Annotated in this window: 28 protein-coding genes and 1 pseudogene; 23 read left to right on the top strand and 6 right to left on the bottom strand. The window is 59.5% G+C overall.

What is annotated here, in order from left to right; translation table 11 throughout:
• Positions 1 to 9 precede the first annotated feature (9 nt).
• The 4 genes and pseudogenes from M2394_RS05485 to metG all read right to left on the bottom strand — a co-directional run bounded on the left by M2394_RS05485 (position 10) and on the right by metG (position 4,406).
• A complete protein-coding gene (locus M2394_RS05485) occupies positions 10 to 192 on the bottom strand; it encodes a PA3496 family putative envelope integrity protein (protein ID WP_178922068.1) in 183 nt (60 codons plus the stop codon).
• Positions 193 to 299: 107 nt separating this feature from the next.
• Positions 300 to 938, bottom strand: a complete 639-nt coding sequence (gene nth, locus M2394_RS05480; protein WP_259171848.1) for an endonuclease III — start codon at positions 936 to 938, stop codon at positions 300 to 302.
• Positions 939 to 1,817: 879 nt separating this feature from the next.
• A pseudogene (gene rsxB, locus M2394_RS30430) lies at positions 1,818 to 2,192 on the bottom strand (electron transport complex subunit RsxB); the annotation flags it as partial.
• A gap of 162 nt (positions 2,193 to 2,354) precedes the next feature.
• Positions 2,355 to 4,406 (bottom strand): methionine--tRNA ligase, encoded by a 2,052-nt coding sequence (gene metG, locus M2394_RS05470; RefSeq protein WP_259171846.1) that lies wholly within the window; start codon positions 4,404 to 4,406, stop codon positions 2,355 to 2,357.
• Between the two features lie 172 nt (positions 4,407 to 4,578).
• Between metG and apbC the strand changes: the two genes are divergently transcribed.
• Complete coding sequence (gene apbC, locus M2394_RS05465) at positions 4,579 to 5,673, top strand: iron-sulfur cluster carrier protein ApbC (RefSeq protein ID WP_178922075.1); 1,095 nt, start codon at positions 4,579 to 4,581, stop codon at positions 5,671 to 5,673.
• A 496-nt stretch (positions 5,674 to 6,169) separates the two neighbouring features.
• Here the strand turns inward: apbC and fdxA are convergent, their stop codons facing one another.
• Together fdxA and mutS are read right to left on the bottom strand one after the other, a co-directional pair.
• Complete coding sequence (fdxA, locus tag M2394_RS05460; RefSeq protein ID WP_003208688.1) at positions 6,170 to 6,493, bottom strand: ferredoxin FdxA; 324 nt, start codon at positions 6,491 to 6,493, stop codon at positions 6,170 to 6,172.
• A 142-nt stretch (positions 6,494 to 6,635) separates the two neighbouring features.
• Positions 6,636 to 9,227 (bottom strand): DNA mismatch repair protein MutS, encoded by a 2,592-nt coding sequence (gene mutS, locus M2394_RS05455; RefSeq protein WP_259171845.1) that lies wholly within the window; start codon positions 9,225 to 9,227, stop codon positions 6,636 to 6,638.
• 199 nt (positions 9,228 to 9,426) lie between these two features.
• Here mutS and M2394_RS05450 point away from each other — a divergent pair, with 199 nt between their 5' ends.
• The 22 genes from M2394_RS05450 to recX all read left to right on the top strand — a co-directional run bounded on the left by M2394_RS05450 (position 9,427) and on the right by recX (position 25,806).
• Positions 9,427 to 10,161, top strand: a complete 735-nt coding sequence (locus M2394_RS05450) for an XRE family transcriptional regulator (protein ID WP_259172023.1) — start codon at positions 9,427 to 9,429, stop codon at positions 10,159 to 10,161.
• Positions 10,162 to 10,760: 599 nt separating this feature from the next.
• The gene (locus tag M2394_RS05445; RefSeq protein ID WP_131697366.1) at positions 10,761 to 11,105 is read left to right on the top strand and encodes a phage holin family protein; all 345 of its coding nucleotides are present in this window, start codon (positions 10,761 to 10,763) and stop codon (positions 11,103 to 11,105) included.
• A gap of 22 nt (positions 11,106 to 11,127) precedes the next feature.
• The gene (locus M2394_RS05440) at positions 11,128 to 11,631 is read left to right on the top strand and encodes a hypothetical protein (RefSeq protein ID WP_259171844.1); all 504 of its coding nucleotides are present in this window, start codon (positions 11,128 to 11,130) and stop codon (positions 11,629 to 11,631) included.
• A 3-nt stretch (positions 11,632 to 11,634) separates the two neighbouring features.
• A complete protein-coding gene (locus M2394_RS05435) occupies positions 11,635 to 12,246 on the top strand; it encodes a phage baseplate assembly protein V (RefSeq protein WP_259171843.1) in 612 nt (203 codons plus the stop codon).
• A 9-nt stretch (positions 12,247 to 12,255) separates the two neighbouring features.
• On the top strand, positions 12,256 to 12,588 hold the full coding sequence (locus M2394_RS05430) for a phage baseplate protein (protein WP_071492667.1): 333 nt from the start codon (positions 12,256 to 12,258) through the stop codon (positions 12,586 to 12,588).
• The gene (locus M2394_RS05425; protein ID WP_259171842.1) at positions 12,585 to 13,580 is read left to right on the top strand and encodes a baseplate J/gp47 family protein; all 996 of its coding nucleotides are present in this window, start codon (positions 12,585 to 12,587) and stop codon (positions 13,578 to 13,580) included. The genes M2394_RS05430 and M2394_RS05425 overlap by 4 nt, the downstream gene beginning before the upstream one ends.
• Positions 13,577 to 14,206, top strand: coding sequence for a phage tail protein I (locus M2394_RS05420; RefSeq protein ID WP_259171841.1), 630 nt, complete (start codon positions 13,577 to 13,579; stop codon positions 14,204 to 14,206). Before M2394_RS05425 ends, M2394_RS05420 begins: the two co-directional genes overlap by 4 nt.
• Positions 14,207 to 16,030, top strand: coding sequence for a phage tail protein (locus M2394_RS05415; RefSeq protein WP_259171840.1), 1,824 nt, complete (start codon positions 14,207 to 14,209; stop codon positions 16,028 to 16,030).
• Complete coding sequence (locus tag M2394_RS05410) at positions 16,027 to 16,389, top strand: tail fiber assembly protein (RefSeq protein ID WP_259171839.1); 363 nt, start codon at positions 16,027 to 16,029, stop codon at positions 16,387 to 16,389. Before M2394_RS05415 ends, M2394_RS05410 begins: the two co-directional genes overlap by 4 nt.
• 73 nt (positions 16,390 to 16,462) lie before the next feature.
• Positions 16,463 to 16,654 carry a hypothetical protein gene (locus M2394_RS05405; protein WP_178925789.1) on the top strand — a complete coding sequence of 64 codons (192 nt, stop codon included), beginning with the start codon at positions 16,463 to 16,465 and terminating at the stop codon, positions 16,652 to 16,654.
• Between the two features lie 2 nt (positions 16,655 to 16,656).
• Complete coding sequence (locus tag M2394_RS05400) at positions 16,657 to 17,823, top strand: phage tail protein (RefSeq protein WP_259171838.1); 1,167 nt, start codon at positions 16,657 to 16,659, stop codon at positions 17,821 to 17,823.
• Positions 17,823 to 18,329, top strand: coding sequence for a phage major tail tube protein (locus M2394_RS05395; protein ID WP_259171837.1), 507 nt, complete (start codon positions 17,823 to 17,825; stop codon positions 18,327 to 18,329). Before M2394_RS05400 ends, M2394_RS05395 begins: the two co-directional genes overlap by 1 nt.
• 180 nt (positions 18,330 to 18,509) lie before the next feature.
• Entirely contained in the window at positions 18,510 to 19,082 is a 573-nt protein-coding gene (locus M2394_RS05390) for a phage tail assembly protein (RefSeq protein ID WP_259171836.1), read from the top strand.
• Positions 19,083 to 19,209: 127 nt separating this feature from the next.
• On the top strand, positions 19,210 to 20,931 hold the full coding sequence (locus M2394_RS05385; protein WP_259171835.1) for a phage tail tape measure protein: 1,722 nt from the start codon (positions 19,210 to 19,212) through the stop codon (positions 20,929 to 20,931).
• On the top strand, positions 20,931 to 21,314 hold the full coding sequence (locus tag M2394_RS05380; protein ID WP_178925784.1) for a phage tail protein: 384 nt from the start codon (positions 20,931 to 20,933) through the stop codon (positions 21,312 to 21,314). Before M2394_RS05385 ends, M2394_RS05380 begins: the two co-directional genes overlap by 1 nt.
• Positions 21,307 to 21,519, top strand: coding sequence for a tail protein X (locus M2394_RS05375; protein WP_259171834.1), 213 nt, complete (start codon positions 21,307 to 21,309; stop codon positions 21,517 to 21,519). The genes M2394_RS05380 and M2394_RS05375 overlap by 8 nt, the downstream gene beginning before the upstream one ends.
• Before the next feature lie 9 nt (positions 21,520 to 21,528).
• On the top strand, positions 21,529 to 22,539 hold the full coding sequence (locus tag M2394_RS05370) for a contractile injection system protein, VgrG/Pvc8 family (protein WP_178925782.1): 1,011 nt from the start codon (positions 21,529 to 21,531) through the stop codon (positions 22,537 to 22,539).
• Between the two features lie 20 nt (positions 22,540 to 22,559).
• Entirely contained in the window at positions 22,560 to 23,117 is a 558-nt protein-coding gene (locus M2394_RS05365) for a glycoside hydrolase family 19 protein (RefSeq protein ID WP_259171833.1), read from the top strand.
• A complete protein-coding gene (locus M2394_RS05360) occupies positions 23,105 to 23,605 on the top strand; it encodes a lysis protein (protein ID WP_259171832.1) in 501 nt (166 codons plus the stop codon). The genes M2394_RS05365 and M2394_RS05360 overlap by 13 nt, the downstream gene beginning before the upstream one ends.
• An 81-nt stretch (positions 23,606 to 23,686) precedes the next feature.
• A complete protein-coding gene (locus M2394_RS05355) occupies positions 23,687 to 24,187 on the top strand; it encodes a CinA family protein (RefSeq protein WP_095014909.1) in 501 nt (166 codons plus the stop codon).
• Positions 24,188 to 24,271: 84 nt separating this feature from the next.
• Positions 24,272 to 25,330, top strand: a complete 1,059-nt coding sequence (gene recA / locus M2394_RS05350) for a recombinase RecA (protein WP_016970800.1) — start codon at positions 24,272 to 24,274, stop codon at positions 25,328 to 25,330.
• A gap of 8 nt (positions 25,331 to 25,338) precedes the next feature.
• Positions 25,339 to 25,806: a recombination regulator RecX gene (gene recX, locus M2394_RS05345; protein ID WP_178925779.1), complete on the top strand. Its 468-nt coding sequence runs from the start codon at positions 25,339 to 25,341 to the stop codon at positions 25,804 to 25,806.
• Positions 25,807 to 25,855: the final 49 nt, after the last annotated feature.

Raw genomic sequence — 25,855 nt, 5'->3', positions numbered from 1 at the left:
ACGGATTGATCAGAGGTCGAAGTCGTAGTCGGCCAGTTGTTTTTGCAAGCGTCGCTCTTCCAGAAGATTGTCGATGGTGCGGCGTTTGCTCAAATTGGTCTTGGCCACCTCTACAACAGGTGCTTCCCCATCATCGTCCGACTCCGCAACGAGGTCGTCTTCTACATCGAGTTGTTCTTTGCCAGTGCTCATAAGGTTAACTCCAGGCTAAGACTGCCGTTGGCGCTCCTTATAACGATAATCCATGAATGGGTAAAAAAGATTTTTTCAATCGATTCATCGAAAAAAACAATGATCACTCAATCGTCGGACGTTTTCTCCTTGTATTCACACAAGTCTTCAATGCGACAGCTGCCGCAACGCGGCTTGCGCGCCTGGCAAACATAGCGCCCGTGCAGGATCAGCCAGTGATGTGAATCGAGCAGGTACGGCTTGGGCACGAACTTCATCAACTGTTTTTCGACTTCTACCACATTCTTGCCGCGGGCAATGCCGGTGCGGTTGCTGACACGGAATATATGGGTATCCACTGCCATGGTCAGTTGCCGAAATGCAGTGTTCAGTACAACGTTGGCCGTTTTTCGACCGACTCCGGGCAGCGCCTCCAGTGCGTCGCGAGTCTGTGGCACTTCGCCTCCATGGAGCTCCACCAGCAGGCGACAGGTCTCGATGACGTTCTTGGCCTTGCTGTTGTACAGACCGATGGTCTTGATGTATTCCGATAACCCTTCCACACCCAGGGCGTAGATCGCCTCTGGCGTATTGGCCACTGGATACAGTTTGGCGGTGGCCTTGTTGACACCAACGTCCGTGGATTGGGCTGACAGGATCACCGCAATCAGCAATTCGAAGGGCGTTGAGTAGGCCAGTTCGGTCTTGGGCTCAGGATTGTCTTCATGAAGCCGGCGGAATATTTCCAGGCGTTTTGCGGCGTTCATCGGGTGGGCGATTCCTTGCAGGGGGCAGCGTAATTTTTTAATGGGAATGCAGGTCTTGCAGGATAAACCATCGCCGGCGCCTCCTGCTGTGCCTGTCGCGGGTCAGGCGGTTGTGTGGGTGTCCACCCGCAACTGCGCTTCTTCGAGCTTCTGTTGCGCGGCCTCCAGTGCCTGCGCGCTGATCCCTGGTTGGCGTTGCAGCTTGCTGACTTCAGCCCGTGCATAAGCCAGGGCCGTTTTCAGCTGGCGCAACTGAGCGTCGATAGGACGTTTTTCCACACGCTGCAGATCGGGCCTGGGTTGGTCGCTTTCCGCTTCGGCATCATGCAGCGCTTGCTCCGCACTGGACAGGGCAGCACTCAAGGTTGCCAACTGTTGCTCGTCAGCGTTCAAATCCTGGGCTTTTTTCAGTTCGGCCCGGCGCATGGCCAGCTGGATTTTTGCGCGTTTGAGCGCCGGGTCCTTCTGTGTGGGCAACGGTGTCGGGGTACTGACCTCCAATGCCGCGAGTGCCCGTTCAGCCGCTTCGAACTGCTGTTGGAGCACGATCAACTGCGACTGCTGTTCGAATGTCGGAGGGTGACCGAATGCCTTCAGCGATTTGTGCAACTGGGCGCGACTCATTGCAACCGCGATTTTGGCCTTCTTGACCGCTGCATCCTGGGCGGCCTGAGTCGTATCAGCCTGCATGGGGGCAGCCGTTGCTGGGCGCTTGGCCCGAGCCAGGCGTTCGGCGAGCCTATGTGCTTCTTCCCGCTGCAACCGTGCAGCGCGTTGTTCATAGCGCCGTCTGGCGCGATCGCGCTTGAGGCTGCGCTCATGCAGCTCGTGAGCGTGGGTTGCCAGGCCGCCTACGATCGGCAACACGTGGGTCGCAGGGCGCATCTCAATGCAATCGACGGGGCAGGGCGCGACGCACAGGTCGCAACCGGTGCATTCATCGGCGATAACGGTATGCATCAGCTTGGCCGCACCGACAATCGCGTCCACCGGGCAGGCCTGGATGCATTTGGTGCAGCCGATGCACTCGGCTTCACGGATATAGGCAACCTGCGCAGGCGCCTCGCCACGGCGGGTGTCCAGTTCCAGCACTGGCACCTGGAGCAACTGCGCCAGGCCGGTGATGGTTTCCAGCCCCCCGGGCGGGCACTTGTTGATTGCCTCGCCAAGCGCGATGCCCTCGGCGTAAGGCTTGCAGCCCGGGTGCCCGCACTTGCCGCATTGGGTCTGTGGCAGCAGCGCGTCGATACGTTGAATCAGGTTCATGGGGTGATCATTGGCATGCCGGTCAAGCGAACGGGCGGGTAGTGGATGTGTAAGAGCCCGGCCTGCTTGCGATGGCGTCCTTGAGAACGCCATCGCCGGCAAGCCGGGCTCCTACAGTAGACCTGTTTCGCTCATCGTAGGCCCATGGGCTTACTTGATGCGTTGGCCCGGCTTGGCACCGCTGTCAGGGCTCAACAGGTAGATTTCTTCGCCGCCTGGGCCGGCGGCCATCACCATGCCTTCGGAGATGCCGAACTTCATCTTCCGAGGCTTGAGGTTGGCGATCATCATGGTCAAGCGACCATCAAGCTTGGACGGGTCCGGGTAGGCACTCTTGATCCCGGAGAACACGTTGCGTTGCTCGCCTCCCAGGTCCAGCGTCAGGCGCAACAGCTTGTCGGCACCTTCCACGGCCTCGGCCTTGACGATCAGCGCCACGCGCAGATCCACGGCAGCAAAGGCGTCGAACTCGATTTCCGGGGAAATCGGGTCCTTGGCCAGTTCACCATTGCCGGCCGGCGCGGATTCACCGGTGTCGGTCTGGCTGGCGACCAGGTCTTCCTTCGAAGCGTCAGTCATGGCCTGGACCTTGACCGGATCGATACGGGTCATCAGCGGCTTGAACTCATTCAATTGATGGTTGGCGAGCAATGTGGCGTGGTCGTTCCAGGTCAGCGGCGCGACGTTCAGGAACGCCTCGGCATCGGCGGCCAGCAACGGCAGAACTGGCTTGAGGAAGATCACCAACTGGCGGAACAGGTTGACGCCCGTGGCGCAGATCGCCTGGACTTCCGCCTGCTTGCCTTCCTGCTTGCTCAGCGACCACGGTGCCTTGTCGGCGATCCAGGCATTGGCACGGTCGGCCAGGCCCATGATCTCGCGCATGGCGCGGGCAAAGTCACGGGCTTCATAGGCGTCGGCGATGCTCGGCGCGGCGGCCAGGAAGGCGTCGGTCAGTTCCGGTGCGGCGTTCTCGGCCACCAGCACACCGGCGTTGCCCTTGTGGATGAAGCCGGCGCAGCGGCTGGCAATGTTGACCACTTTACCGACCAGGTCCGAGTTGACCTTCTGTACGAAGTCTTCCAGGTTCAGGTCGAGGTCATCCACGCCACGGCCCAGCTTGGAAGCGTAGTAATAGCGCAGGTATTCCGGCGACAGGTGATCCAGGTAGGTGCGCGCCTTGATAAAGGTGCCACGGGACTTGGACATCTTCTGGCCGTTGACGGTCAGGTAGCCGTGCACGGCAATACCGGTCGGTTTGCGGTAGCCCGAACCTTCGAGCATCGCCGGCCAGAACAGGGCGTGGAAGTTGACGATGTCCTTGCCGATGAAGTGGTACAGCTCGGCGGTGGAGTCCTTGTTCCAGAACGCGTCGAAGTCCAGCTCCGGCGTGCGGTCACACAGGTTCTTGAAGCTGGCCATGTAGCCGATCGGCGCGTCCAGCCACACGTAGAAGTACTTGCCCGGCTCGCCCGGGATCTCGAAGCCGAAGTACGGCGCATCGCGGGAGATGTCCCACTGCTGCAGGCCGCTGTCGAGCCATTCGGCGAGTTTGTTGGCTACAGCGTCCTGCAAGGTGCCGCTGCGAGTCCAGGCTTGCAGCATGGCCTGGAAGTCCGGGAGCTTGAAGAAGAAGTGCTGGGAATCCTTGAGCACCGGGGTGGCACCGGAAATCGCCGACTTCGGGTTCTTCAGTTCAGTGGGTGCGTAGGTAGCACCGCATTTCTCGCAGTTGTCGCCGTACTGGTCTTCGGTGCCGCATTTCGGGCAAGTGCCCTTGATGAAGCGGTCGGCCAGGAACATTTTCTTTTCCGGGTCGAAATACTGAGTCACCGACCGCTGGTCGATATGCCCGGCTTCTTTCAAACGCAGGTAGATCTGGCTCGACAGCTCGCGGTTTTCTTCGGAGTGGGTCGAGTGGAAGTTGTCGAAATCCACCAGGAACTCGGCAAAGTCGGCGCTGTGTTCAGCCTGCACGTTGGCGATCAGTTGTTCCGGTGTGATGCCTTCCTTTTCGGCGCGCAACATGATGGCCGAACCGTGGGCGTCGTCCGCGCAGACATAAATGCATTGATTGCCGCGATGCTTCTGGAAGCGCACCCACATATCGGTCTGGATGTACTCAAGCATATGGCCAAGATGGATGGAACCATTGGCATAGGGCAGGGCGCTGGTGACGAGGATCTTGCGTGGCTCGGACATGGGGCTCGGCTACTTGATGAAACGGAGGTCGGCCACTATAAAGCGCCGGGAAATATATTTCACCCCGTGGCGCTGTTTCAGCCTCTTTCGAGACTGCGAAAGCATGCCGTTAACCGGCGGGAACGGTTAGGATAGCCGCCTGTTTCAGTCAGTCTTTTTTCGGGAGTAGCCCATGAGCGCCGTCAATCGCGCAGCGGTGGAAGCCGTTCTTCGCCAGTACACCGACCCCTATTTGAACCAGGACCCGGTCAGTGCCGGTTGTGTACGGGCCATCGAGGTCCAGGGCGACCAGGTCTCGGTCCAGTTGGAACTGGGCTATGCCGCCGGTCTGTTCAAGAGCGGCTGGGCGCAGATGCTGCAGATGGCCATCGAAGGTCTCGACGGCGTAGCGTCCGCCAAGGTCGACATTCAATGCGTGATTGCCCCGCACAAGGCCCAGGCGCAGATCCCTGGCCTGGCCAACGTCAAGAACGTGGTCGCGGTGGCGTCCGGCAAGGGCGGTGTGGGTAAATCCACTACTGCCGCCAACCTGGCCCTGGCCCTGGCCCGTGAAGGCGCGCGCGTAGGCATTCTCGACGCTGACATTTACGGCCCGAGCCAAGGCGTGATGTTCGGCATTGCCGAGGGTACTCGGCCCAAGGTCAAGGACCAGAAGTGGTTCGTGCCGATCGAGTCCCTGGGCGTGGAGGTCATGTCCATGGCCTTCCTCACCGATGACAACACACCGATGGTCTGGCGCGGGCCGATGGTTTCCGGCGCACTGCTGCAACTGGTGACCCAGACCGCCTGGGGCGACCTGGACTACCTGGTGATCGACATGCCGCCAGGCACCGGTGATATCCAGCTGACCCTGGCGCAGAAAGTCCCGGTGGCCGGTTCTGTGATTGTCACCACGCCCCAGGACCTGGCGCTGCTGGACGCGAAGAAAGGCGTGGAGATGTTCCGCAAGGTCAACATCCCGGTGCTGGGCGTCGTGGAGAACATGGCGGTACATATCTGCTCCAACTGCGGCCATGCCGAGCATTTGTTCGGCGAAGGCGGTGGCGAGAAATTGGCCACTCAATACGGCGTGGAATTGCTGGCCTCGCTGCCATTGTCGATGCTGATTCGCGAGCAGGCCGACGGCGGTAAGCCTACGGTGGTTGCAGAGCCGGATAGCCAGATCGCGATGATCTATCAGGAATTGGCCCGCCACGTGGGCGCGCGGATCGTCCTGCAGGAAGCCGCTGCGCCAGCGATGCCGACCATTACGGTCAGCGACGACTGAGCCGTTGGTGGGAAAAAGAGCCTCGACGTGTCGGGGCTTTTTCTTGTCTGGAGGGTCGATGGAAGGCGGCAGTTACGCTTTTACGCAATTGCTCGTGTAAGCATTCGCTTACTTTTTCGTAAGTGATTGGTTTTTTTACCCGCCTTGGCCGTCTTGAATTGGTGAGAGTGTTTTTTATCTTATTGATATTAAAAGGTTATTTTGTTCGATTTGACCAGGGTCAATGGTAGTCAGTGCGCTTGGATCCCGTTGAACTTACATGGGAACTCTTTAAGATCAGCCCTGTGTCCACGGATTGACACAGCCATCAAGGAACGATGGTTCAAGGAACGTCGCAGGATGCGATTCATCAGGATGATGAAAAGGAATACAGGGACTAGGGAAAAAATGTGGGCGGGTCATACCGCCCCTTTTTTTTGCCTGTAGAAAAGTAAAACCGGCTACTCAGAAACGCAAAAAGGCCCGCAAGGGGCCTTTTTAGTGGGCGGCAGCGCGATCAGCGCTCGAGGTCTGCAATCTTACCTTTTTTGCCATCCCACTCCGCAGCATCCGGCATCGGATCCTTGCGTTCAGTAATGTTCGGCCAGATTTCCGCCAGCTCGACGTTCAACTGAATAAATTCCTGCATCTCTGCCGGGACTTCGTCCTCGGAGAAAATGGCGACGGCCGGGCATTCTGGCTCACACAGGGCGCAGTCGATGCACTCGTCCGGGTGGATAACCAGGAAGTTCGGGCCTTCGTAGAAGCAGTCCACCGGACATACTTCCACGCAGTCGGTGTACTTGCACTTGATGCAGTTGTCGGTGACGACGAAGGTCATTTCTAATTCTCTCCTCAGGCGGCGGCAGCGAAACCCTTTGTGGCAGGGCTCGCGAGGTTCGGGAGCGATAGTCTGCAGGCCAGGCTAATAGCCTGCAGCATCCCAAACCGCGCGAGAGTCTACCAGCTTGCAAGCGTCAGCGTTATATCCGAACCTTCAGTGCATATAACATTTCGAGCGCTTTACGCGGCGTCAAGTCATCCACGTCAAGCTTGGCCAACTCTTCCAGTACCGGGTGGGGCAGGCTGGCGAACATATCGCTCTGGTGCGGAGCGGCAGGTTTGCTGGCGGCCTTGGCAGGGCTGGCGACCACGGTTTCGTGGGGCAGGGCCGTGGTTTCCAGGCGGCTGAGGTGCTCGCGGGCGCGCAGGATCACATCGTTTGGCACACCGGCCAATTGGGCCACGGCCAGGCCATAGCTCTGGCTGGCCGGCCCTGGCAGTACGTGGTGCAGGAAGACGATGCGTTCGTTGTGCTCGGTGGCGTTCAGGTGCACGTTGGCCACCAGTGGCTCGCTTTCCGGCAGCACGGTCAGCTCGAAGTAGTGAGTGGCGAACAACGTATAGGCACGCAGGTGTGCCAATCGCTCGGCCGCCGCCCACGCCAGGGACAGACCGTCGAAGGTGCTGGTGCCGCGCCCCACTTCGTCCATCAGCACCAGGCTGCGCTCGGTCGCGTTGTGCAGGATGTTGGCGGTTTCGCTCATTTCCACCATAAAGGTCGAACGGCCACCGGCCAGGTCATCACTGGAGCCGATCCGCGTGAAAATGCGGTCCACCAGCGACAATTCGCAACTGGCAGCCGGTACGAAACTGCCGATGTGTGCCAACAACACGATCAACGCGGTCTGGCGCATGTAGGTGGATTTACCGCCCATGTTCGGACCGGTGATCACCAGCATGCGAGTATCGTCGTCCAGCGACAGGTCGTTGGCGACGAACGGTGTGGTCAACACCTGTTCCACCACCGGGTGGCGCCCCTGCACGATGCGCATGCACGGCTCGCTCACGAAGCGCGGGCAGTTCAGGTCAAGGTTCAGCGCCCGTTCGGCCAGGTTGCTCAGTACATCCAGTTCGGCCAGGGCGGCGGCGGTGTCCTGCAGCGGGGCCAACTGGCTGATCAGGTCTTCCAGCAGGTTCTCATACAGCATCTTTTCCCGAGCCAGGGCACGACTCTTGGCCGAGAGTGCCTTGTCTTCGAACTCTTTCAGCTCCGGGGTGATAAAGCGCTCGGCACCTTTAAGCGTTTGGCGACGTTGATAGTCGATCGGCGCCGACTCGGCCTGTTTGCTTGGCAATTCGATGAAGTAGCCGTGCACGCGGTTGTAGCCGACTTTCAGGTTGGCCAGGCCGGTGCGGGCTTTTTCACGGGCTTCCAGGTCGATCAGGAACTGCCCGGCGTTTTCGCTCAGGGCCTGCAGCTCGTCCAACTCACTGTCGTAACCGGTCTTGAGTACACCGCCGTCACGGATGATCGCCGGCGGGTTGTCGATGATGGCTTTTTCCAGCAGCGCCGCCAGTTCCGGGTAGGTGCTGGCGATCACGGCGAGTTGTTGCAGGTGCGGCGTGTCCAGTTCGGTCATCGCAGCCTGCAATTGCGGCAGGGCACCGAGGGCATCGCGCAGGCGTGCCAAGTCGCGAGGGCGAGCGTTACGCAGGCCGATTCGCGCCAGGATGCGCTCGATGTCGCCGATTTCCTTCAACTGCGGCTGCAGTTTCTCGAAGCGGTATCCGTCCAGCAGGCAGGTAATAGAAGACTGACGTGCCTGTAGCACGCTCAAATCCCGCAGTGGGCGGTTCAGCCAACGGGTCAGCAAGCGGCTGCCCATGGCGGTCTGGCAACGGTCGACCACCGATTGCAGGGTGTTATCACGACCGCCGGCCAGGTTGGTGTCCAGTTCCAGGTTGCGACGGCTCGCGCCATCCAGCACCACGGTGTCGTCGAGGCGCTCATGGCGCAGGCTGCGCAAATGCGGCAGGGCGGTGCGCTGGGTTTCCTTGGCATAGCTGAGCAGGCAACCGGCAGCGCCGATGGCCAGTGTGAGGGTTTCACAACCGAAGCCTTTAAGGTCCTGCACAGAGAATTGCTGGCACAGACTTTTCAGCGCCGAATCACGCTCGAAATCCCACGGCGCACGACGCTTGGTCCCACGGCGTTTTTCTGCCGGCAAGTCCTTCGGCCAATCATCCGGGATCAACAGCTCTACCGGATTGATGCGCTCCAGCTCCGCCAGCAGGTTTTCCCAGCCCTTGATCTCCAGCACACTGAAATTGCCACTGGTGATATCCAGCACCGACAGGCCGAACAGACGCTCATCGCCCAGTACAGCAGCGATCAGGTTGTCGCGACGCTCATCCAGCAGCGCCTCATCACTCACCGTCCCCGGCGTAATAATGCGCACCACCTGACGTTCCACCGGCCCCTTGCTCGTCGCCGGGTCACCGATCTGCTCACAAATCACCACCGACTCGCCCAGCTTCACCAGCTTGACCAGGTAACCTTCCAGCGAGTGGTAAGGAATGCCACACATCGGAATCGACTGCCCCGCCGACTGCCCGCGCGCGGTCAGGGTGATGTCCAGCAACTTGGCGGCCTTCTTCGCGTCTTCATAGAAGATCTCGTAGAAGTCGCCCATGCGATAGAACATCAACTGATCAGGGTGCTGGTTCTTGAGGCGCCAGTACTGCTGCATCATCGGGGTGTGGGAGGACAGATCTGAAGTGGCTTTACTCATTGGGTCGTAGGCAAATTCGTTGAAAGGAGTGGGGCAAAGGTGGGGCATTCGGCCCTGCGATTTTGCGATGGCGGCAAGGTTAACACGCGAGGTCGTGGCTACGCAGTTCACAAACGGATAGGTATCCCGGCAGGGTAAATGCATGAAATATGCAATTTTGCATTTGCCAACCCCTAAATCCCCCGTCATCATCCCCGTTATGCAAAAACGCAACGTTTCAACCGTATTAAGAGAACTGCTGGACCGCGACCGGATCTCCCCCACGGAGCTTCACCGGCGTACCGGCGTGCCTCAATCCACGCTGTCACGGATCCTCAGCGGCAAGATCGTTGATCCGTCGGACAAGCATATTTCCCGCATCGCCGAGTACTTCCGCGTGAGCACCGATCAACTGCGCGGGCGCGTGGCGGTGGGCGTTTCGCGGGAGGAGGGGCGTGACCCGATGCATTCCGAACTCAAGGACATAAGCCTGTGGGACGACGACACACCCGTTAATGATGACGAGGTGTCGATCCCCTTTTTGCGCGAGGTTGAATTGGCTGCTGGATCAGGAAGATTCGTCATCGAGGAAAGCGAGAAAGCCAGCCTGCGGTTCGGCAAACGCAGCCTTCGCCACAACGGTGTGCAGTTCGACCAGGCCAAGTGCGTGACGGTCCGTGGCAACAGCATGTTGCCGGTGCTGCGTGACGGCGCCACCGTCGGGGTGAATGCCGGCAAGAGCGGCATCGGCGACATCGTCGATGGCGACTTGTATGCCATCAATCACAATGGCCAGTTGCGGGTGAAACAGCTCTACCGCCTGCCTTCCGGGATTCGCCTGCGCAGTTTTAATCGCGATGAGCACCCGGACGAGGACTATAGCTTCCAGGATATCCAGGATGAGCAGATCAGCATCCTCGGCCATGTATTCTGGTGGGGCATGTACGCCCGTTAACCTTCTTCAGTAAGACAAAGCCCGCCCACGAGCGGGCTTTTTTTCGTCTGCAAAAAACCACCAAACCCACTGCCTACAAGGCTGAAAATGCATTCATGCATTTCATCAGGAAAAATAAATGCATTTGTGCATTGACTGTATATGCATACATGCATATTCTTCATCTCAAGCCAGCCAACAAGGCCTGGTGGAGGCGGCAAGGATGCTGCCAAGGAAGACAAGGAAGGCACGCAACACCGGCAAGGACGCCATCGAAGCGATGGCAGGGATGCCAGGTAACACCGGCAAGGATGCCGACGCTCTTTAGTTTCACCAGCGCTTCAAGAACAGGCAGCGATGAACCGGCCTCATAACGGTTCAGAGGGTTGGCAACTGGCCCGGGTGTGCAGCGTAAAGCACCAGAAGCAGTTATCCGGCAGACAGGGATCGTGGTCGGAAAAACATTGAGGAAAGGTCCGTACCGCGCCAGTAGCGCCGAAAGACCGAGGACATCATTACTGAAAAGCCCGGGCGACCGGGCTTTTTGGAATGCCTACCCCTACATGGATTTACCAAGGAAGCCGGCCCATTGCCGGCAGTGCTCAGCCAGGAGGCGTGACATGACAAACGAGCAGCAAGCGTTAGCGGAAATGCCTATCTGGCTGGTGATCGCACTGGCCCTGATCGGCGGTGTATCTGGCGAAATGTGGCGCGCCGACAAGGAGGGCGCCCGTGGCTGGTCGCTGGTACGGCGCCTGGCCTTGCGATCCGGAGCGTGCATGGTCTGCGGGGTTTCAGCCTTGATGCTGTGCTACGCCGCCGGCATGTCGATCTGGACGGCGGGCGCCATTGGGTGCCTCACCGCCATGGCCGGCGCAGACGTCGCCATCGGCCTTTATGAACGCTGGGCGGCCAAGCGTATCGGGGTCAACGAGGCCCCGACGTCTCGCCCGGATCAGCAGTAACTCGCTGCAAGGACGCGACCCAATGACACTTATTGAAAAACCTTCCCAGCTTCCCGGGGCCATCGTGGAGGCGGTGAAGAGTGCTCTCCCACAGCTGCGCGTAGGCAACCACTTGGATGTTCAAGGCCCTGGCGTCTTGATCAGCCTCGAACGCAACGGCCCCGGCCTGCGTTCCCTGGCAGGGCGCAAGGCCCATGCGCTCACGGTTTTACTCAAGGTCAGCGTAACCACCGGCTCAGCCCCTTTCGACGCCTGCGACCTGGCCAGCCAACTGATGGACCTGGCCCTGGATAACCGCTGGGGCCTACCGCCAGACCAATGCGACTTGCCCACAAACATTGTTGCGGCGCCGTCGACTTCATCCAATTCAGAAACGGACTACGACACCTGGACCGTGTCCTTTACCCAAACCCTTTACCTCGGCCCGTCGCTGCTCGAAGACCCCACCGGCACACCGCTGTTTGCCCGAACCTGGGAAGTTTCGAACATCGATGATCCTGACCAATATCGCCCCCTGCAGGAGTAGTCCATGTTCGATGCATTGCTACGCATGCAGCTGGGGCCGATCGTCGAGCGTCTGGCCGAAATGGAAGCCCAGCTCGAAGACCTCTACCGTCGCGCCGAGAGCTTCTGCCGCATTGGTGTCTGCCAGGAAGTGGACGCTGCCAGCAATACCTGCAAGGTCAGCCACGGCGAGTTGCTCACCCCGGCCATTCGGTTCTTCAACCCCAGCGCGGGGGCGCAGACCGAAACCCGTATTCCGTCAGTCGGTGAACAATGCCTGTTGCTCAACTATGGCGGCGGGGAAGGGGGCGCACAGTCCGTGGCTTTGTTCGGCCTCAACAGTAGCCTTTTTCCGCCTGTCTCCAGTGTTGCTTCGCTGACACGCCGCCGCCATCAGGACGGCACTCAAAGCGATTACGACGATGCCAGCCACACCTTCAATTGGATCAACGGCCCCACCACGTTCAGCGGCTCCCGCGAACAGGTCGAGGTCAAGGTCGGTGCCGCCAGCCTGACGATGACGGCCCAGAGCATCGCCCTGCAACTCGGCGCCAGCGGTGTGTTGCTGGATGCGGCCGGCGTGCATTTGAGCGGCCCGGTGGTGGATCACCAGGGCCGCGTGATCAGCAGCGCATAAGGATTTGCCATGATCGGAATCGATAGGAACACCGGAGCAGCCGTCGATGACTGGCTGCAATTTGTGCAGCGTGCCACCCGAGCGCTGACCACCCCCGTGGGCACGCGTCAGAAGCGGCCTTTGTACGGCTCGCTCATCCCCCAACTGCTCGGCCAGAACCTGGGCGACGACTTGCTGATTCTCGCCCAGAGCCATGCCGCCCAGGCGTTCTATAACGCCCAGAACGGCATCGCCGATTTTCAACCCCAGGTCATCGTCGCCACTCGCCAGGGCGCCGGTTTGTTGCTGCGTTTTGCCGGCACCTGGAAAAACCGCCAACAGTCTTTCGAGGTCGTGACATGAGCATGCTGATCCCTGGCCAGAACCAACTGGCAGAACCGGCGATCATCGCTGTCGATGAGTTCGAACCTTTATTGGCCGAGTTCAAAGCCTTCGTCGTCGATTACGTCGCCACCCGTGCGCCGCAAAGCGCGGCCAAACTCAAGGTCAGTCTCGACAACGAAAGCGAACTGCTGACCCTGGCCCTGGAAGCGTTTTGCGTGCGCCTGCAAACCCACGAGCGCAAATACAACGCCCGCATCAAACAGATGCTGGCGTGGTGGGCCACTGGCAGCAACCTGGATGCCCGTCTGGCCGACATGGGCCTGGAGCGGCAGGTACTCGACCCCGGCGACCCGGCCGCATTCCCCCCGGTGCCGCCGATTCTTGAGAGTGACGACGACGCCCGCCTGCGGTATTACCTGGCGCCCCATGCGCCGGCAGCGGGCTCGCGCATGCAGTATCGCCGTGAAGTCTTCACCCTCGGCGAACGGCCGTCGGTCAAGGTGCAAAGCGCCACGCCGGGTTTGGTCACCGTCAGCTATACCTTCGAACCGGATGGTTACGCGGCTCAGGTCAAGGACGGCAATGGCAGGCGCACCGCCCCCGGTGAGGTGATGGTCACTGTGCTTTCACGGGAGGGCGATGGCAGCGCTTCTGCCGATTTGCTTGACGGTGTACGGCGACATTTCGCACGGCCCGATGTGCGGCCGGAGACCGATCGGGTCACCGTTCAGGGCGCGCAGATTCAACGTTACAAGATTCGCGTGGTGGCCATGATCAACGCCGGCCCCGATTCGGGATTGACCCAAGTCGCTGCGCAAAAACTGCTGCAAACCTACGCCGACTCTTGCCACCGCCTGGAGGGCCGTGTCGATCCAAGCTGGATCGACTACGCCATCCACAGCGCCGGTGCCGCCCAACTGCAGATTCTCGAACCTCTGGAACCGATCATCAGCAGCGCGTTCCAGGCCCCCTATTGCACGGGCGTCGAAGTGGAGGTGCGCACGCTATGAGTGAGCCTAAAGCGAGCCTGTTGCCTGCCAACAGCTCACCGCTGGAAAAGGCGCTGGACCTGGGCTTTGGCCAGTTGCTGGAGCGGGTGACTCCACCGTTCCCGCAATTGATGGACCCGGATCGCACACCGGCGGCGTTCCTGCCCTACCTGGCGGCAGACCGCGCGGTGAACGAATGGAGTTCCACGGCCCCCGAGATCGAGAAACGCCTGACCGTCAAACTCGCCTGGCCCACCGCTCGCCAGGCTGGCACGCGACAGGCTTTGGAAAACGCGGCCAAAGGTCTGCAACTCACCCCAGAGGTGCGTGCCTGGTACGAACAAACACCGCCTGGCGTGCCCTACAGCTTTTCCGTACGGGCCTACACCGAATTGCCCTACAGCGAAATCATCGACGCCCGACTCGACCGCCGCCTGGCTGACGCCAAGAGCGAGCGCGACATTTTGTCGATCTCCGTAGGCCTGAGTGCTTCGGGCCGTCACTCCATCGGCGCCGCCACGTTGTGCGGCGAACTGACCACGATCTACCCCAACGTGCTGGCAGGAGTCGAGGCCACGGGCCGCGCTTTTATGGCGGCCGGGCTCTACACCGTCGAAACCACCACCCTTTATCCTCAGGAGCACTAAATGGCTGACTATTACACCCTGCTCACGAATGCGGGGATCGCTTACGAAACCGCCTGCAAGGCGGCGGGCGTACCGATCAAACTGGCGCAGATCTCCGTCGGCGACGGCAACGGCGCCGTCTACAACCCGGATGCCAACGCAAAAGCGCTGAAACGCGAAGTGTGGCGCGGGCCGTTGAATGCACTGTTTCAAGACGAAAAAAACGCCAACTGGCTGATGGCCGAAGTCACCATTCCTTCGGATGTTGGTGGCTGGTATGTGCGAGAGGCCGGGCTGTGGACAGACACCGGTATTTTGTATGCCATCGTGAAATACCCGGAGTCGTACAAGCCGGTGTTGGCCACGTCGGGCTCGGGGAAAGAGTTTTACATTCGCTCGATTTTCGAAACGAGCAATGCCTCGATCGTGACGTTGTTGATCGATGACACAGTGGTGAAGGCGACTCGGGCTTGGGTGATGGATTACCTATCGGCCCAGTTGGCGAAGGGGACTTATAGCAAGGCAGAGATTGAGGCGATGATTGCCAAGGCGTCGGCATTGCCGGTGGGTTCTGTTATTGCTTTTCCCTTAAATAAGGTTCCTCCAGGCTTTTTGGAGATTGATGGCAGTATTAAAAGCTCTGCGATTTATCCCGATCTGTCTGCTTTTCTTGGTGGGGCTTTTAATAAAGGTGATGAGGGGGCTGGAAACTTTCGAATGCCCGAGTCCCGCGGTGAGTTCCTGCGGGGCTGGGATCATGGACGAGGAGTGGATACGGCTCGAGAAGTCGGTACTTGGCAAAAAGGTACGCTACAGACGTTCGATTACAGCTCTGAAAGTCCAGCTGTTTCTGGACTTTGGCACACAGGGTCAGATTCAAGCGTTTTAAACGCACATGGACTCGATGCCATCACGCAAAGTAATTACCCCGTTAGTTATGTAATTTTTTCTAGCGGCACCCAAGCTACCCAAAACCTAGGATTAGGTGGTACTCGACCACGCAACCTTGCAGTGATTTGGTGCATCAAGGCTTGGAATGCGCCCATCAATCAAGGAAATATTGATATTGCGGCACTCTCTCTGACAGTGGAAAAGCAGAAGCAAGTTGGAATTTCAGGAGCTTCTAAGGGGCTCTTTGTTTCAGCTAATGGTGTAGGCAGTCAGGTCTTCATAAAGGCTGAGCAGCTCATTGTCGGTGGGGCAAGCTCTGTCGATGCCACTGGAGCTCTGAATTTGACATTGGACCTGACCCTGAACGGACCGGGGGGCTTAGATTCTGGTGTTGTCGCCGCATCATCGTTTTATCACGTCTATGTAATTAGAGGCGGTGCAAATATTGCTTCAATTGCATCCTTAAGTTCGATCGAACCGCTGATGCCTGCCGGCTACACACATAAGGCGCGGATCAGCTGTCTGCGCACTGATGCAACGACGAAATTCCCCCTGAAATATGAACAGGAAGGCAATCGAATTTCCATGAGGTTTGCACCTGGTACAAATCTCCTTGAATACCCTCTTATGGCCTCAGGTGTTGCAGGAAATATCACAGCACCCACATGGCAAGCTGTTTCTCTGGCGAGTTTTGTTCCTCCTACCGCCTCCGCAGTCCTGATTCAACTTTCAAAACCAGACGACGCCGCTTCGGCCATGTTGGCTCCTAATCCGAATTTTGGCGGTATCAATTCCACTACGGTGGCTCCGCCCGTTGTTATCAATTGCCCGACTAACAGGTGTGATTCGAGAGTGGCACTGTTTCAAGTGGACAGTGCAAACATGAACATCTATTACGCGGCAAACGGCGCATCTCCGCGCGTTCGCCTGATGGGTTGGGAGGAAAAGCTATGAGTTTCGCAGTTCGTAACGACGGCCGAGGGTTTTGGTCGGTTAGCGGACCAGATGAAGTTGGGGCCGATCAATGGTATTCGGCGGAGCTCCCCTCTGAAACACGTCCTTCAACCGAAGAGCTGATACAGCTTGCGATTGAAAAGAAGCTCCGACTTCTTGCTAGCGCGGCACTACACGTAGCTCCTCTTCAGGATGCAATTGATACAGATCGTGCTAGCAACGATGAGGTTGCTCTTCTCGCGTTATGGAAGCGCTACCGGATCGATCTGGGGCGAATACACCAGCAAACAGGGTTCCCGATTGAGATTGAGTGGCCGTTGCCTCCTGACGAAGAACGCATGGAACCATTGACTAAGTAAACGCCTTGCACCGACGCAGCGTTTTTACCCCCAACCGCCTTGAGCGGTTTTTTTTCGCCTGGAGATCCTACTTATGTCCACCCGCCAAACCTACACCGTCCTCACCCCATTCCCCATCGGCGCCGGCCATTGGTCCACCGTCGGCCAGGAACTGGAGCTGCTGGACGTCGAAGCATCCGCCCTGCGCACCGCTGGCCGTCTGGAATTGACCAGCGTCCTCAACGCCACCCCGGCCAAAAAGGCCACCACCCAGAAGGCTGACTAATCATGGCTGAGGTTTTGAACTTCGAGCACAACGGCATCACTGTGAATGCCACCGAATCCCCCGAGGCCATGGGTGGCCTGGGCGATAACGTGATCGGCCTGGTCGGCACCGCGCCGAAGGCCCATGCGTCGATCCCGAAGAATGCGCCGTTCCGCATCAACAGCTTCACCACTCAGGCGCTGCTGGACCCGACCGGCACTGAAGCCGGCACGCTGTTCCAGGCGGTCTACCAGATCCTCAAAGTGGTCAAGGTGCCGGTCTATGTGGTGATCGTCGAAGAGGGCACGACCCCGGCTGACACGATCAACAACGTGATCGGCGGCGACGAGCCGGTCACCGGTCGCAAGCTCGGCCTGGCGGCATTGGCCAGCGTGCCGGAAGACCTGACCATCATCGGTGCCCCGGGCTTCACCGGCACCAAGGCTGTCGCCGGTGAGTTTGCCGCCTTCGGCAAACGCATCAAGGCCCGCGTGGTGCTGGACGGCAAAGACGCCAGCGTCGCCGACCAGGTGACCTACAGCGGTGAACTGGGCGGTGCCGACCTCGGTTTCGACCGTTGCCTGCTGGTGCACAACATGCCGTCGGTGTACTCCAAGGCCGCCAAGAAAAACGTGTTCCTGTCGCCGTCGTCCCTGGCCATCGCCGCACTGGCCAAGGTCAAGCAGTGGGAAAGCCCGGGCAACCAGGTGACGTTTGCCGAGGACGTTTCCCGCGTCGTCGAGTACAACATCCTCGACACCTCCACCGAAGGCGACCTGCTCAACCGCTACGGCGTGAGCTACTACGCCCGCACCATCCTCGGCGGTTTTTCACTGCTGGGTAACCGCTCCATCACCGGCAAGTTCATCAGCTACGTCGGCCTGGAAGACGCTATCAGCCGCAAGCTGGTCAAGGCCGGCCAGAAAGCCATGGCCAAGAACCTCACCAAGTCCTTCATGGACCAGGAGGTCAAACGCATCAACGACTGGCTGCAAACCCTGGTGGCGGACGAAACCATCCCGGGCGGCAGCGTGTACCTGCACCCGGAACTCAACAGTGTCGAGAAATACAAGAACGGCACTTGGTACATCGTCATCGACTACGGCCGCTACGCGCCGAACGAACACATGATTTATCAACTCAATGCCCGCGATGAAATCATCGAGCAGTTCCTGGAGGACGTTCTCTAATGTTTACCAACCGTGTAAGACAGGCCATTGCGGCCACCCTGCAAGGCCTGCCGTTGTCCGCAACGGTGGAGGAGTTCACCCCGCCGAAGATCGAGTTCGACATGGAGTCCATGTCCGGCGGGCGTTTCATCGCCGAGGAAATGGCCAAGAGCGGCAAAGTGCTGGGCGCCTCGCTGGTGCTGCAAGGCGCGGGCCCGGAAGTCATGCTGGCCCTGGGCGTGCGCCTGGGTGACGACATCCTGCTCAACGTGCGTGAAGCCGGCCAGGACCAAGACGGCAAGACGTACTTCACGTACCACACCGTCGGCGGCAAGCTCAAATCGCTCACGGAAGCCAAGTTGAAGATGGGCGAAAAGGCCCTCACTACTCTGGAGCTGTCCTGCCGCACCTACAACCGCCAGGAAAACGGTATCCCGGTGATCGACATCGACGTGCGCACCCAGAAGTTCGTGCTCAACGGCGTTGACATTCTCGGTGACGCCCGCCGCGCCGTGCTCATGCCTTAAAGACCCCGCGATCTGAGGTGGGCACGGTCAATGTGGGAGCTGGCTTGCCTGCGATACAGGCGACTCGGTTTACCCACTACACCGCGGTGATGCCTTCGCGGCAAGCCCGGCTCCCACATGGACCGCGCTCATCTTTTTATCTGCGTTTTCTTCAACAGTTGCTGACCAAGGAATTGCCCCATGGCCTGGATGCCACCGCTGCACCGCTTGCTCTCGCCGGTCACCGCCGACACCGGCGCGATGATCGAGCAGGTCCAGCTCAAACCGCTGTACTACGCCGCGCAAAAAGACGCGCTGGCCCGGGCCGGTGATGACGAGGACGACCAGTTCTTCGAACTGGCGAAACTCGCCACCGGCCTGTCGGAAAAAGAACTCGACCAGCTCAAACGCCCGGATTACGTGACCATCGCCCACTACGTACACGAGATGTCGACCCGCCCTGCGGCGTTCTTCCTCGGCGAACCGGAAGAGTCCTCCTCCCACGAACAGGTCAAGCTGCTGCTGCCCCTCGACGCAGCCGGCCGTACCCTCACCGAACTGCCTCTGGAAATGCCCGCCCTGCGTGCTACCAAGGTGATGAAAAAACTCACCACCAACAAAGAGCGCGCCGAGTTCATCACTGCTCACTGCACCGGCCTGATGATCCCCGATCTCGCCCACCTGACCGTACCCGACTGGACGCAATTGCAGGAGCGCATCGACGATTTTTTAAATCAACCGGCGGCCTTCTTTCGCAACGCGACATCGACGTAATCCTCGATGTGGTGCCGCTGGTTTACTCGGTAACCGAAGCGGAGATCCTGGAATGGGATGCCGCAAAAGCATTGCGCCGCTACGACATCGCGATGACTCGCCTTGGCGTTAAACAGGAGTAAGCGGGATGCAAGACAAGTATTCGCTCGCCTACGCCATGGCCAAGGATGGCCAGGGTGTTTATGGCGACACAAGCGGTACAAAGCGTGCCGAAATCGTCAATCCGGGAGCTTTGCTGTCTGGCAGTCTCGGGGATGCGGCACTGTTATCTTCGATGAGTCTGGGGTTGAACCAGGCGGGCTCGCAGCTCAATCAGCTTTCTGTGTCCCTGGGAGGATTGCGCAACAGTGTGGACGCACTGAAAACCGCGATCTCGCGGCTTAACGGCGTGGGCATTGACGCGGTCAAAACCCTTGAGCCAACGGAGCAGAAGAGCGCCACCGAGTTTGAGTCGAGCACGTCGCAAGGCCTGCGCCTGGCCCGTGAAGCCCTGGCCGTTCGTGACATGCAGCGCCTTGACCCGGTCGCTGCCTTTCAACAATCAAATGCCAGCCTCACGTTTGACGCGACAGCCACCTCTGAAACATCCATCACAGCGTTGCGCAAGGCATCCAGAGACAGTGAGCAACGCCTGTCCAAGACGCTCGAACCCGCGCCTTTGCTTTTGGAAGAAACGTGGCTGAAAACCAAGACCGGTGTGCAGGACACCGCCAATAGCTGGGCCGGTGATTCACCCCTGGCTGCGCAAGCGGTCAAGACAACTGAGGCGGTGATATCGCCGATGGTTTCGGGCCTTCTTTCGGGCTTGGGAGAGACGATTAAAACCCGGGTAGCCGGCAACCTTGTCGACGTGACGCTTGGCAAGCTGCCCGGAGTGGGCAAGCTGTTCAGGGACGGTGGATACACCAAAGACAAGGACAAGGACAAGGACAAAGCGTGCTGCTGTCCGGCGGCGGCTTCTGTAAGCGGTTTTGGTGTGTTTGACACGGTGACAGCACAGTTGCCGGAGAGCGTTGGAGAGACGGTTCGGGAAAGAGACAAGGCACGCACACGAGGGCAGCCGAAGAAACGGCGGCAGAAATTGCCAGAGCCCGGCCAGCCGGTTTCACGTGAATCCACGGCCAATGCCTATCGCAAGCCCGTGGAGCCCCAGACACAGCAGGCTGGCCCTCAGCTCAATATCAAGGGGCAACCGCTCGTGCCTCTGGACACTCAGCGGCTCACTCAGTCCACCCCACCACTCCCTGGTCATTCGTTTGGCTCGTATGCAGCCCCTCCAGCCGCTCGGCTTGGTGGGCGCCGCACGACCAAAGCGCTGGCGGATGGGCTGTCGGGAGCACTGGCCAAATTGGAGTCAGCAGGTGCCCGTCGTCTTGGCCCAATGAGGTATGTCGACACCGCCCTGAGTGTGGCTGACGGCGTTCGCAACGGCGATGCCAAAGCCATCGGCGCCGGCCTTAGCACCGCAGGCGGGGCCTGGGCAGGTGCCTCTGCCGGTGCTGCGCTGGGCACACTGGTTTTCCCGGGTGTCGGCACGGCTGTGGGTGGCGCCATCGGTGGTTTGCTGGGCAGCGAAGTGGGCACCTGGTTCGGTGACAAACTGTTTGGCTCCGGTGATCGCCTGCCTGCGCCCAGCGCAGTCGGCAAGGACCTCAATGCAGCCCGAACGGACAACGTCCAGGTCAGCATCGCCCCCAGTATCCAGATCACCGGGGTCAACCCTGCTGACGCCCAGCAGGTCGTCAACCAGGTCATCCAGGCCCTGCAATTCCAATGTGTGCCGATGGTCACCGACGCGTTGGGAATCCGGCGCAACACCGCGATGACTGACCCTCCAGGAGGTGATTGATGCGACAGCAAATGGTACTCGGCGACTTTATTTTTGGGTTGTCCCGCGGGTTTGCCTACAGCGGGTTGGTGCGCAACAGCGATGGCGGCTGGAGTGACCTGACGATTATCGCGAGCAAATCCCAGTCACGGCAGAACGGTCAGAAACTGGAAAAGCTCACGTTCACGGGCACGGCGATGTACGCCCTGGGGATGCAGCGTCTGGATGAATTGCGCGCGCTGCAAAACGCCCGCGCACCCTTGCCGCTGGTGGATGGTATCGGCCGAAACTGGGGCCTATGGCGTATCAATTCGGTGGTCGAAACGCAGAGCAATGTGATCGATGACGGCACCGCCTTGGTCATGAGTTGGTCCTTGGAACTGGAGGAATTCGTCAATGCGTAGAGTACGAAGTATTGCCGGTGATTCGGTCAACCTGTTGCTCTATCGCGAGCTGGGACGCTGCGATGACGTGGCCGAAGAAACCCTCTGGCGGGTCAACCCCGACCTGGCGGAATACGGCCCGGTGCTACCGGTCGGCGTTGGGGTGATCGTGCCCGAAATGGCCGCGCGGCCTGCAGCGCTGCGCCCCGTGTCGGCCTGGGATTAAGGAGGCAGCATGGCACAGGGATTCACTCCGATCGTGGAGTTTTACGGCGCCAATGCGGCGTTGCTCAATCAGCGCCTGATGCACTGGAGTCATACCGACACCACGGGCATAAAGACCGACCGCCTGGAGCTGACCCTCAATATCGAGGGGCTTGAAGGGCTGCCCAGCCTGAACGGAAAGATCGGCTTGCGTGTGGGTTATAAAGAGTCCGGCCTGGTGGAAAAGGGCCAGTTTGTGGTCACTCAGCGAACCCCGGTGCTGTTTCCCATGCGCCTGATGATCGTCGCCACGGCGGCGCCCTTCAGCGCGGCGGATACGACGGGCTACCGCCAACGCCGATCGGCCAGTTACGGGCCGACTACGCTGGGTGCGCTGTTTCGCCAACTGGTCAGTCGCCACGGTTATTCCCCGCGTGTGGCACCGACGCTGGACGGTATTGCGATTGCGCATATCGACCAGTCCAACGAAAGCGACATGGCGTTCATCACCCGTCTCGCCGAGCGCTACAGCGCAGTGACCAAACCGATCAACGAACTGTATGTGCTGGCTGAAGCCGGGCGGGTCAACTCGCTTTCGGGGCAACTGCTGCCGGACGTGACCTTGTCCGTGACCCAGGACAACCGCCCTGGTGATCAATCGTTCATCACCGCCAAATTCGACGAAAAATCCCGCGCGAAATACGAGGGTTGCCGCGTGACGTGGTGGGATGCTGCTGCGTGCAAACAGCGCGTGGTTCAGGTCGGTAACACTCCCTTCAAGACCCTGCGTCAACGCTGCCAGAACGAAGATGAAGCGCGTGCTGTGGCCGAAGGCGAGTTGCGGCGGGTAGGGCGTGAAGACTTGACGTTGCAGATTGACTGCCCCGGCAATCCGTTACTGGCTGCAGAGGGGTTGCTTCTGCTGGATGAAACCTGGCCCTCCTACATGCAAGGGCGATGGTCGATCAAACAGGTGGTTCATACCGGTGACCCGGCGACGGGGTATCGCAGCTCGATCACAGCGTGTGGGTTGTCGGAGTAGAGGTTTTCAAAGGTAGACCTATGGTGATTTCGCTTCCTCAACTGCTTCAAGTGATGCCTGGGGCCCGCCCGCGAGCGGGCATTTTTTTAACGGCTTTAAATGACGCTATGAATCGGTATGACATCAACCGCGCAAAACGCATCGCCGCTTTTCTCGCCCAAATCGGCTACGAATCCGGCGAGTTGCGCTATGTGCGCGAGCTGGGCAGTGATCAATACCTGAGCAAGTACGACACCGGCACCTTGGCCATACGCCTGGGCAATACCCCGCAAGCGGATGGCGATGGCCAGAAGTACCGGGGCAGGGGGCTGATACAGATTACCGGCCGTCGTAACTACCTGGCGTGCAGCCAGGCTCTGTTCGGTGATGATCGCCTGCTGCTTCAGCCCGAGCTGCTGGAGCAACCGCAATGGGCTGCTGAGTCTGCGGCCTGGTTCTGGCAAAGCAATGGCCTGAATGAACTGGCCGACAAGGACCAGTTCACCACGATCACGCGGCGGATCAATGGCGGGCTCAATGGCTTGGAGGATCGCCTGCAACGGTGGACGCGGGCGAAGGCGGTGCTATGCGTTTCCTAGTCGGTTGTCGCGTGGTCGGCGTTTGCCTGCTAATGGCCGTTGTGTGGCAAGTGCAGGCCTGGCGTTATGGCTTGCAGCTTGAACAGCAAGCGGCTGAGCAAGTGCAGGCGCTTAGTCAGCAATCTGCGTCTGCCCTGCACCAGCAACAGGTACAGCAGGAACAACGGTTGGCGCTGGAGCAACAGCTCAGTGCCAGCGACCAACAACATGCCCAGGAATTGAACGATGCCCAACGTCATCAGGCGGCTCTGCGTGACCGCCTGGCCACTGCTGATGTGCGGTTGTCAGTCCTTCTCGACACCGCCGACACCTCCCGTGGTTGCGCAGTGCCAGCCGCCACCCCCACCGGCGGCGTGGTTCATGCAGCCGCGCGAGCCCAACTTGACCCGGCGCATGCTCAACGAATTATCGCCATCACCGACGACGGCGACAGTGCGCTGATCGCCCTGCGTGCGTGCCAGGCGTATGTGCAGGCCGTCGCGCATTAGCGTCTTGATGCACTCTGTAACTTGCATGGCCAATGGGCTCCTGTAGGGTAGTCGAACCCCCGCCCATTCCTGGAGACGACCGTGAAGGAAATCACTCAACTGGCCGCTGAACTGGGTCGCCGCTTGCAGGTGCTCAATGCCCATGTCACCACTGCCGAGTCTTGTACCGGTGGCGGTATTGCCGAAGCCATCACGCGGATTCCAGGGAGTTCGGCGTGGTTCGAGGCGGGCTATGTCACTTATTCCAATCGTCAGAAGACCCGGCAATTGAATGTGCCGGAAACGTTGTTTCCAAAAGTGGGCGCCGTCAGCCAGGAAGTGGTGGAAGCGATGGTCCGTGGCGCCCAGGAAAAAAGCCTGGCGCGCTTTGCCGTGGCAGTCAGTGGTGTGGCGGGGCCGGACGGCGGTTCGCCGGACAAGCCAGTGGGCACCGTATGGCTGGCTTTTGGCGTGGGTGATGAGGTGACGGCTGAGCTTGAGCACTTCACCGGCAACCGCGACGAGGTCCGCCGACAAACGGTAAAGGCCGCCCTAGAGGGCTTGTTGCGACGAGCTGCAGCAGAAATCGAAAATCAGGGGTAGGCGATCCCGGATCTTTGTGGAACAATACTGTCTACTTATACAGGTGTTGGCCGACCAGGCCTTATTGATTACGTGAGGACTTTAATGGACGACAACAAGAAGAAAGCCTTGGCTGCGGCCCTGGGTCAGATCGAACGTCAATTCGGCAAGGGTGCCGTAATGCGTATGGGCGATCACGACCGCCAGGCGATCCCGGCCATTTCCACTGGCTCTCTGGGTCTGGACATCGCGCTCGGCATTGGCGGCCTGCCAAAAGGCCGTATCGTTGAAATCTACGGTCCTGAATCTTCCGGTAAAACGACCCTGACCCTGTCGGTGATTGCCCAGGCGCAGAAAATGGGCGCCACCTGTGCGTTCGTCGACGCCGAGCACGCCCTGGACCCAGAGTACGCCGGCAAGCTGGGCGTCAACGTTGACGACCTGCTGGTTTCCCAGCCGGACACCGGCGAGCAAGCCCTGGAAATCACCGACATGCTGGTGCGCTCCAACGCCATCGACGTGATCGTGGTCGACTCCGTGGCGGCCCTGGTACCCAAGGCTGAAATCGAAGGCGAAATGGGTGACATGCACGTGGGCCTGCAAGCCCGTCTGATGTCCCAGGCGCTGCGTAAAATCACCGGTAACATCAAGAACGCCAACTGCCTGGTGATCTTCATCAACCAGATCCGTATGAAGATCGGCGTAATGTTCGGCAGCCCGGAAACCACCACCGGTGGTAACGCGTTGAAGTTCTACGCTTCGGTCCGTCTGGATATCCGCCGTACTGGCGCGGTGAAGGAAGGTGACGAGGTTGTCGGTAGCGAAACCCGCGTTAAAGTCGTGAAGAACAAAGTGGCACCGCCTTTCCGTCAAGCCGAGTTCCAGATTCTCTACGGCAAGGGTATCTACCTGAACGGCGAGATGATCGACCTGGGCGTGCTGCACGGTTTCGTCGAGAAGTCCGGTGCCTGGTATGCCTACAACGGCAGCAAGATCGGTCAGGGCAAGGCCAACTCGGCCAAGTTCCTGGCGGACAACCCGGACATCGCAGCCACGCTTGAGAAGCAGATCCGCGACAAGCTGCTGACCGCAGCACCAGACGTGAAAGCGGCCGCCAACCGTGAGCCGGTTGACGAGATGGAAGAAGTCGACACTGACATCTGAAGCAAACGATGACTGTTGTACTGGATACACTCGTCGCCGTTCGGCGCACTGCAATGGACCTGCTCGCTCGCCGCGAGCATGGTCGAGTCGAGCTGACGCGTAAGTTGCGTCAGCGCGGCGCAGAGCCTGAGATGATCGAAAGTGCCCTCGACCGTTTGACGGAGGAGGGGCTGCTGTCGGAAGCCCGTTATCTCGAAAGTTTCGTTTCCTACCGAGCGCGCTCTGGCTACGGCCCTGCGCGAATTCGTGAAGAACTGAGTCAACGTGGCCTGCAGCGTGCCGATATCGACCTTGCCCTGCGTGAGTGCGGTATCAGCTGGCAGGCGCAGTTGGAAGACACCTGGCGTCGCAAGTTTTCCGGCCATCTGCCGATCGATGCCAAGGAGCGCGCCAAACAGGGGCGTTTCCTGAGCTATCGCGGCTTCTCGATGGAAATGATCAGCCGCCTGTTGAGTGGCCGAGATCTGGACGACTGAGCGAACCAAAAAACAAAGGCCCACTATGAAAATAGTGGGCCTTTTTTTT

The sequence above is a fragment of the Pseudomonas sp. BIGb0164 genome (assembly GCF_024810135.1).
GTDB lineage: Bacteria > Pseudomonadota > Gammaproteobacteria > Pseudomonadales > Pseudomonadaceae > Aquipseudomonas.
The sequence above is the reverse complement of the archived record's forward strand: the minus strand, read 5'-3'. Positions and strand labels throughout refer to the sequence as shown.

Coding starts and splice junctions, on each gene's coding strand:
- M2394_RS05485 (WP_178922068.1), bottom strand. CDS start 192: ATGAGCACTGGCAAAGAACAACTCGATGTAGAAGACGACCTCGTTGCG.
- nth (WP_259171848.1), bottom strand. CDS start 938: ATGAACGCCGCAAAACGCCTGGAAATATTCCGCCGGCTTCATGAAGAC.
- metG (WP_259171846.1), bottom strand. CDS start 4,406: ATGTCCGAGCCACGCAAGATCCTCGTCACCAGCGCCCTGCCCTATGCC.
- apbC (WP_178922075.1), top strand. CDS start 4,579: ATGAGCGCCGTCAATCGCGCAGCGGTGGAAGCCGTTCTTCGCCAGTAC.
- fdxA (WP_003208688.1), bottom strand. CDS start 6,493: ATGACCTTCGTCGTCACCGACAACTGCATCAAGTGCAAGTACACCGAC.
- mutS (WP_259171845.1), bottom strand. CDS start 9,227: ATGAGTAAAGCCACTTCAGATCTGTCCTCCCACACCCCGATGATGCAG.
- M2394_RS05450 (WP_259172023.1), top strand. CDS start 9,427: ATGCAAAAACGCAACGTTTCAACCGTATTAAGAGAACTGCTGGACCGC.
- M2394_RS05445 (WP_131697366.1), top strand. CDS start 10,761: ATGACAAACGAGCAGCAAGCGTTAGCGGAAATGCCTATCTGGCTGGTG.
- M2394_RS05440 (WP_259171844.1), top strand. CDS start 11,128: ATGACACTTATTGAAAAACCTTCCCAGCTTCCCGGGGCCATCGTGGAG.
- M2394_RS05435 (WP_259171843.1), top strand. CDS start 11,635: ATGTTCGATGCATTGCTACGCATGCAGCTGGGGCCGATCGTCGAGCGT.
- M2394_RS05430 (WP_071492667.1), top strand. CDS start 12,256: ATGATCGGAATCGATAGGAACACCGGAGCAGCCGTCGATGACTGGCTG.
- M2394_RS05425 (WP_259171842.1), top strand. CDS start 12,585: ATGAGCATGCTGATCCCTGGCCAGAACCAACTGGCAGAACCGGCGATC.
- M2394_RS05420 (WP_259171841.1), top strand. CDS start 13,577: ATGAGTGAGCCTAAAGCGAGCCTGTTGCCTGCCAACAGCTCACCGCTG.
- M2394_RS05415 (WP_259171840.1), top strand. CDS start 14,207: ATGGCTGACTATTACACCCTGCTCACGAATGCGGGGATCGCTTACGAA.
- M2394_RS05410 (WP_259171839.1), top strand. CDS start 16,027: ATGAGTTTCGCAGTTCGTAACGACGGCCGAGGGTTTTGGTCGGTTAGC.
- M2394_RS05405 (WP_178925789.1), top strand. CDS start 16,463: ATGTCCACCCGCCAAACCTACACCGTCCTCACCCCATTCCCCATCGGC.
- M2394_RS05400 (WP_259171838.1), top strand. CDS start 16,657: ATGGCTGAGGTTTTGAACTTCGAGCACAACGGCATCACTGTGAATGCC.
- M2394_RS05395 (WP_259171837.1), top strand. CDS start 17,823: ATGTTTACCAACCGTGTAAGACAGGCCATTGCGGCCACCCTGCAAGGC.
- M2394_RS05390 (WP_259171836.1), top strand. CDS start 18,510: ATGGCCTGGATGCCACCGCTGCACCGCTTGCTCTCGCCGGTCACCGCC.
- M2394_RS05385 (WP_259171835.1), top strand. CDS start 19,210: ATGCAAGACAAGTATTCGCTCGCCTACGCCATGGCCAAGGATGGCCAG.
- M2394_RS05380 (WP_178925784.1), top strand. CDS start 20,931: ATGCGACAGCAAATGGTACTCGGCGACTTTATTTTTGGGTTGTCCCGC.
- M2394_RS05375 (WP_259171834.1), top strand. CDS start 21,307: ATGCGTAGAGTACGAAGTATTGCCGGTGATTCGGTCAACCTGTTGCTC.
- M2394_RS05370 (WP_178925782.1), top strand. CDS start 21,529: ATGGCACAGGGATTCACTCCGATCGTGGAGTTTTACGGCGCCAATGCG.
- M2394_RS05365 (WP_259171833.1), top strand. CDS start 22,560: ATGGTGATTTCGCTTCCTCAACTGCTTCAAGTGATGCCTGGGGCCCGC.
- M2394_RS05360 (WP_259171832.1), top strand. CDS start 23,105: ATGCGTTTCCTAGTCGGTTGTCGCGTGGTCGGCGTTTGCCTGCTAATG.
- recA (WP_016970800.1), top strand. CDS start 24,272: ATGGACGACAACAAGAAGAAAGCCTTGGCTGCGGCCCTGGGTCAGATC.
- recX (WP_178925779.1), top strand. CDS start 25,339: ATGACTGTTGTACTGGATACACTCGTCGCCGTTCGGCGCACTGCAATG.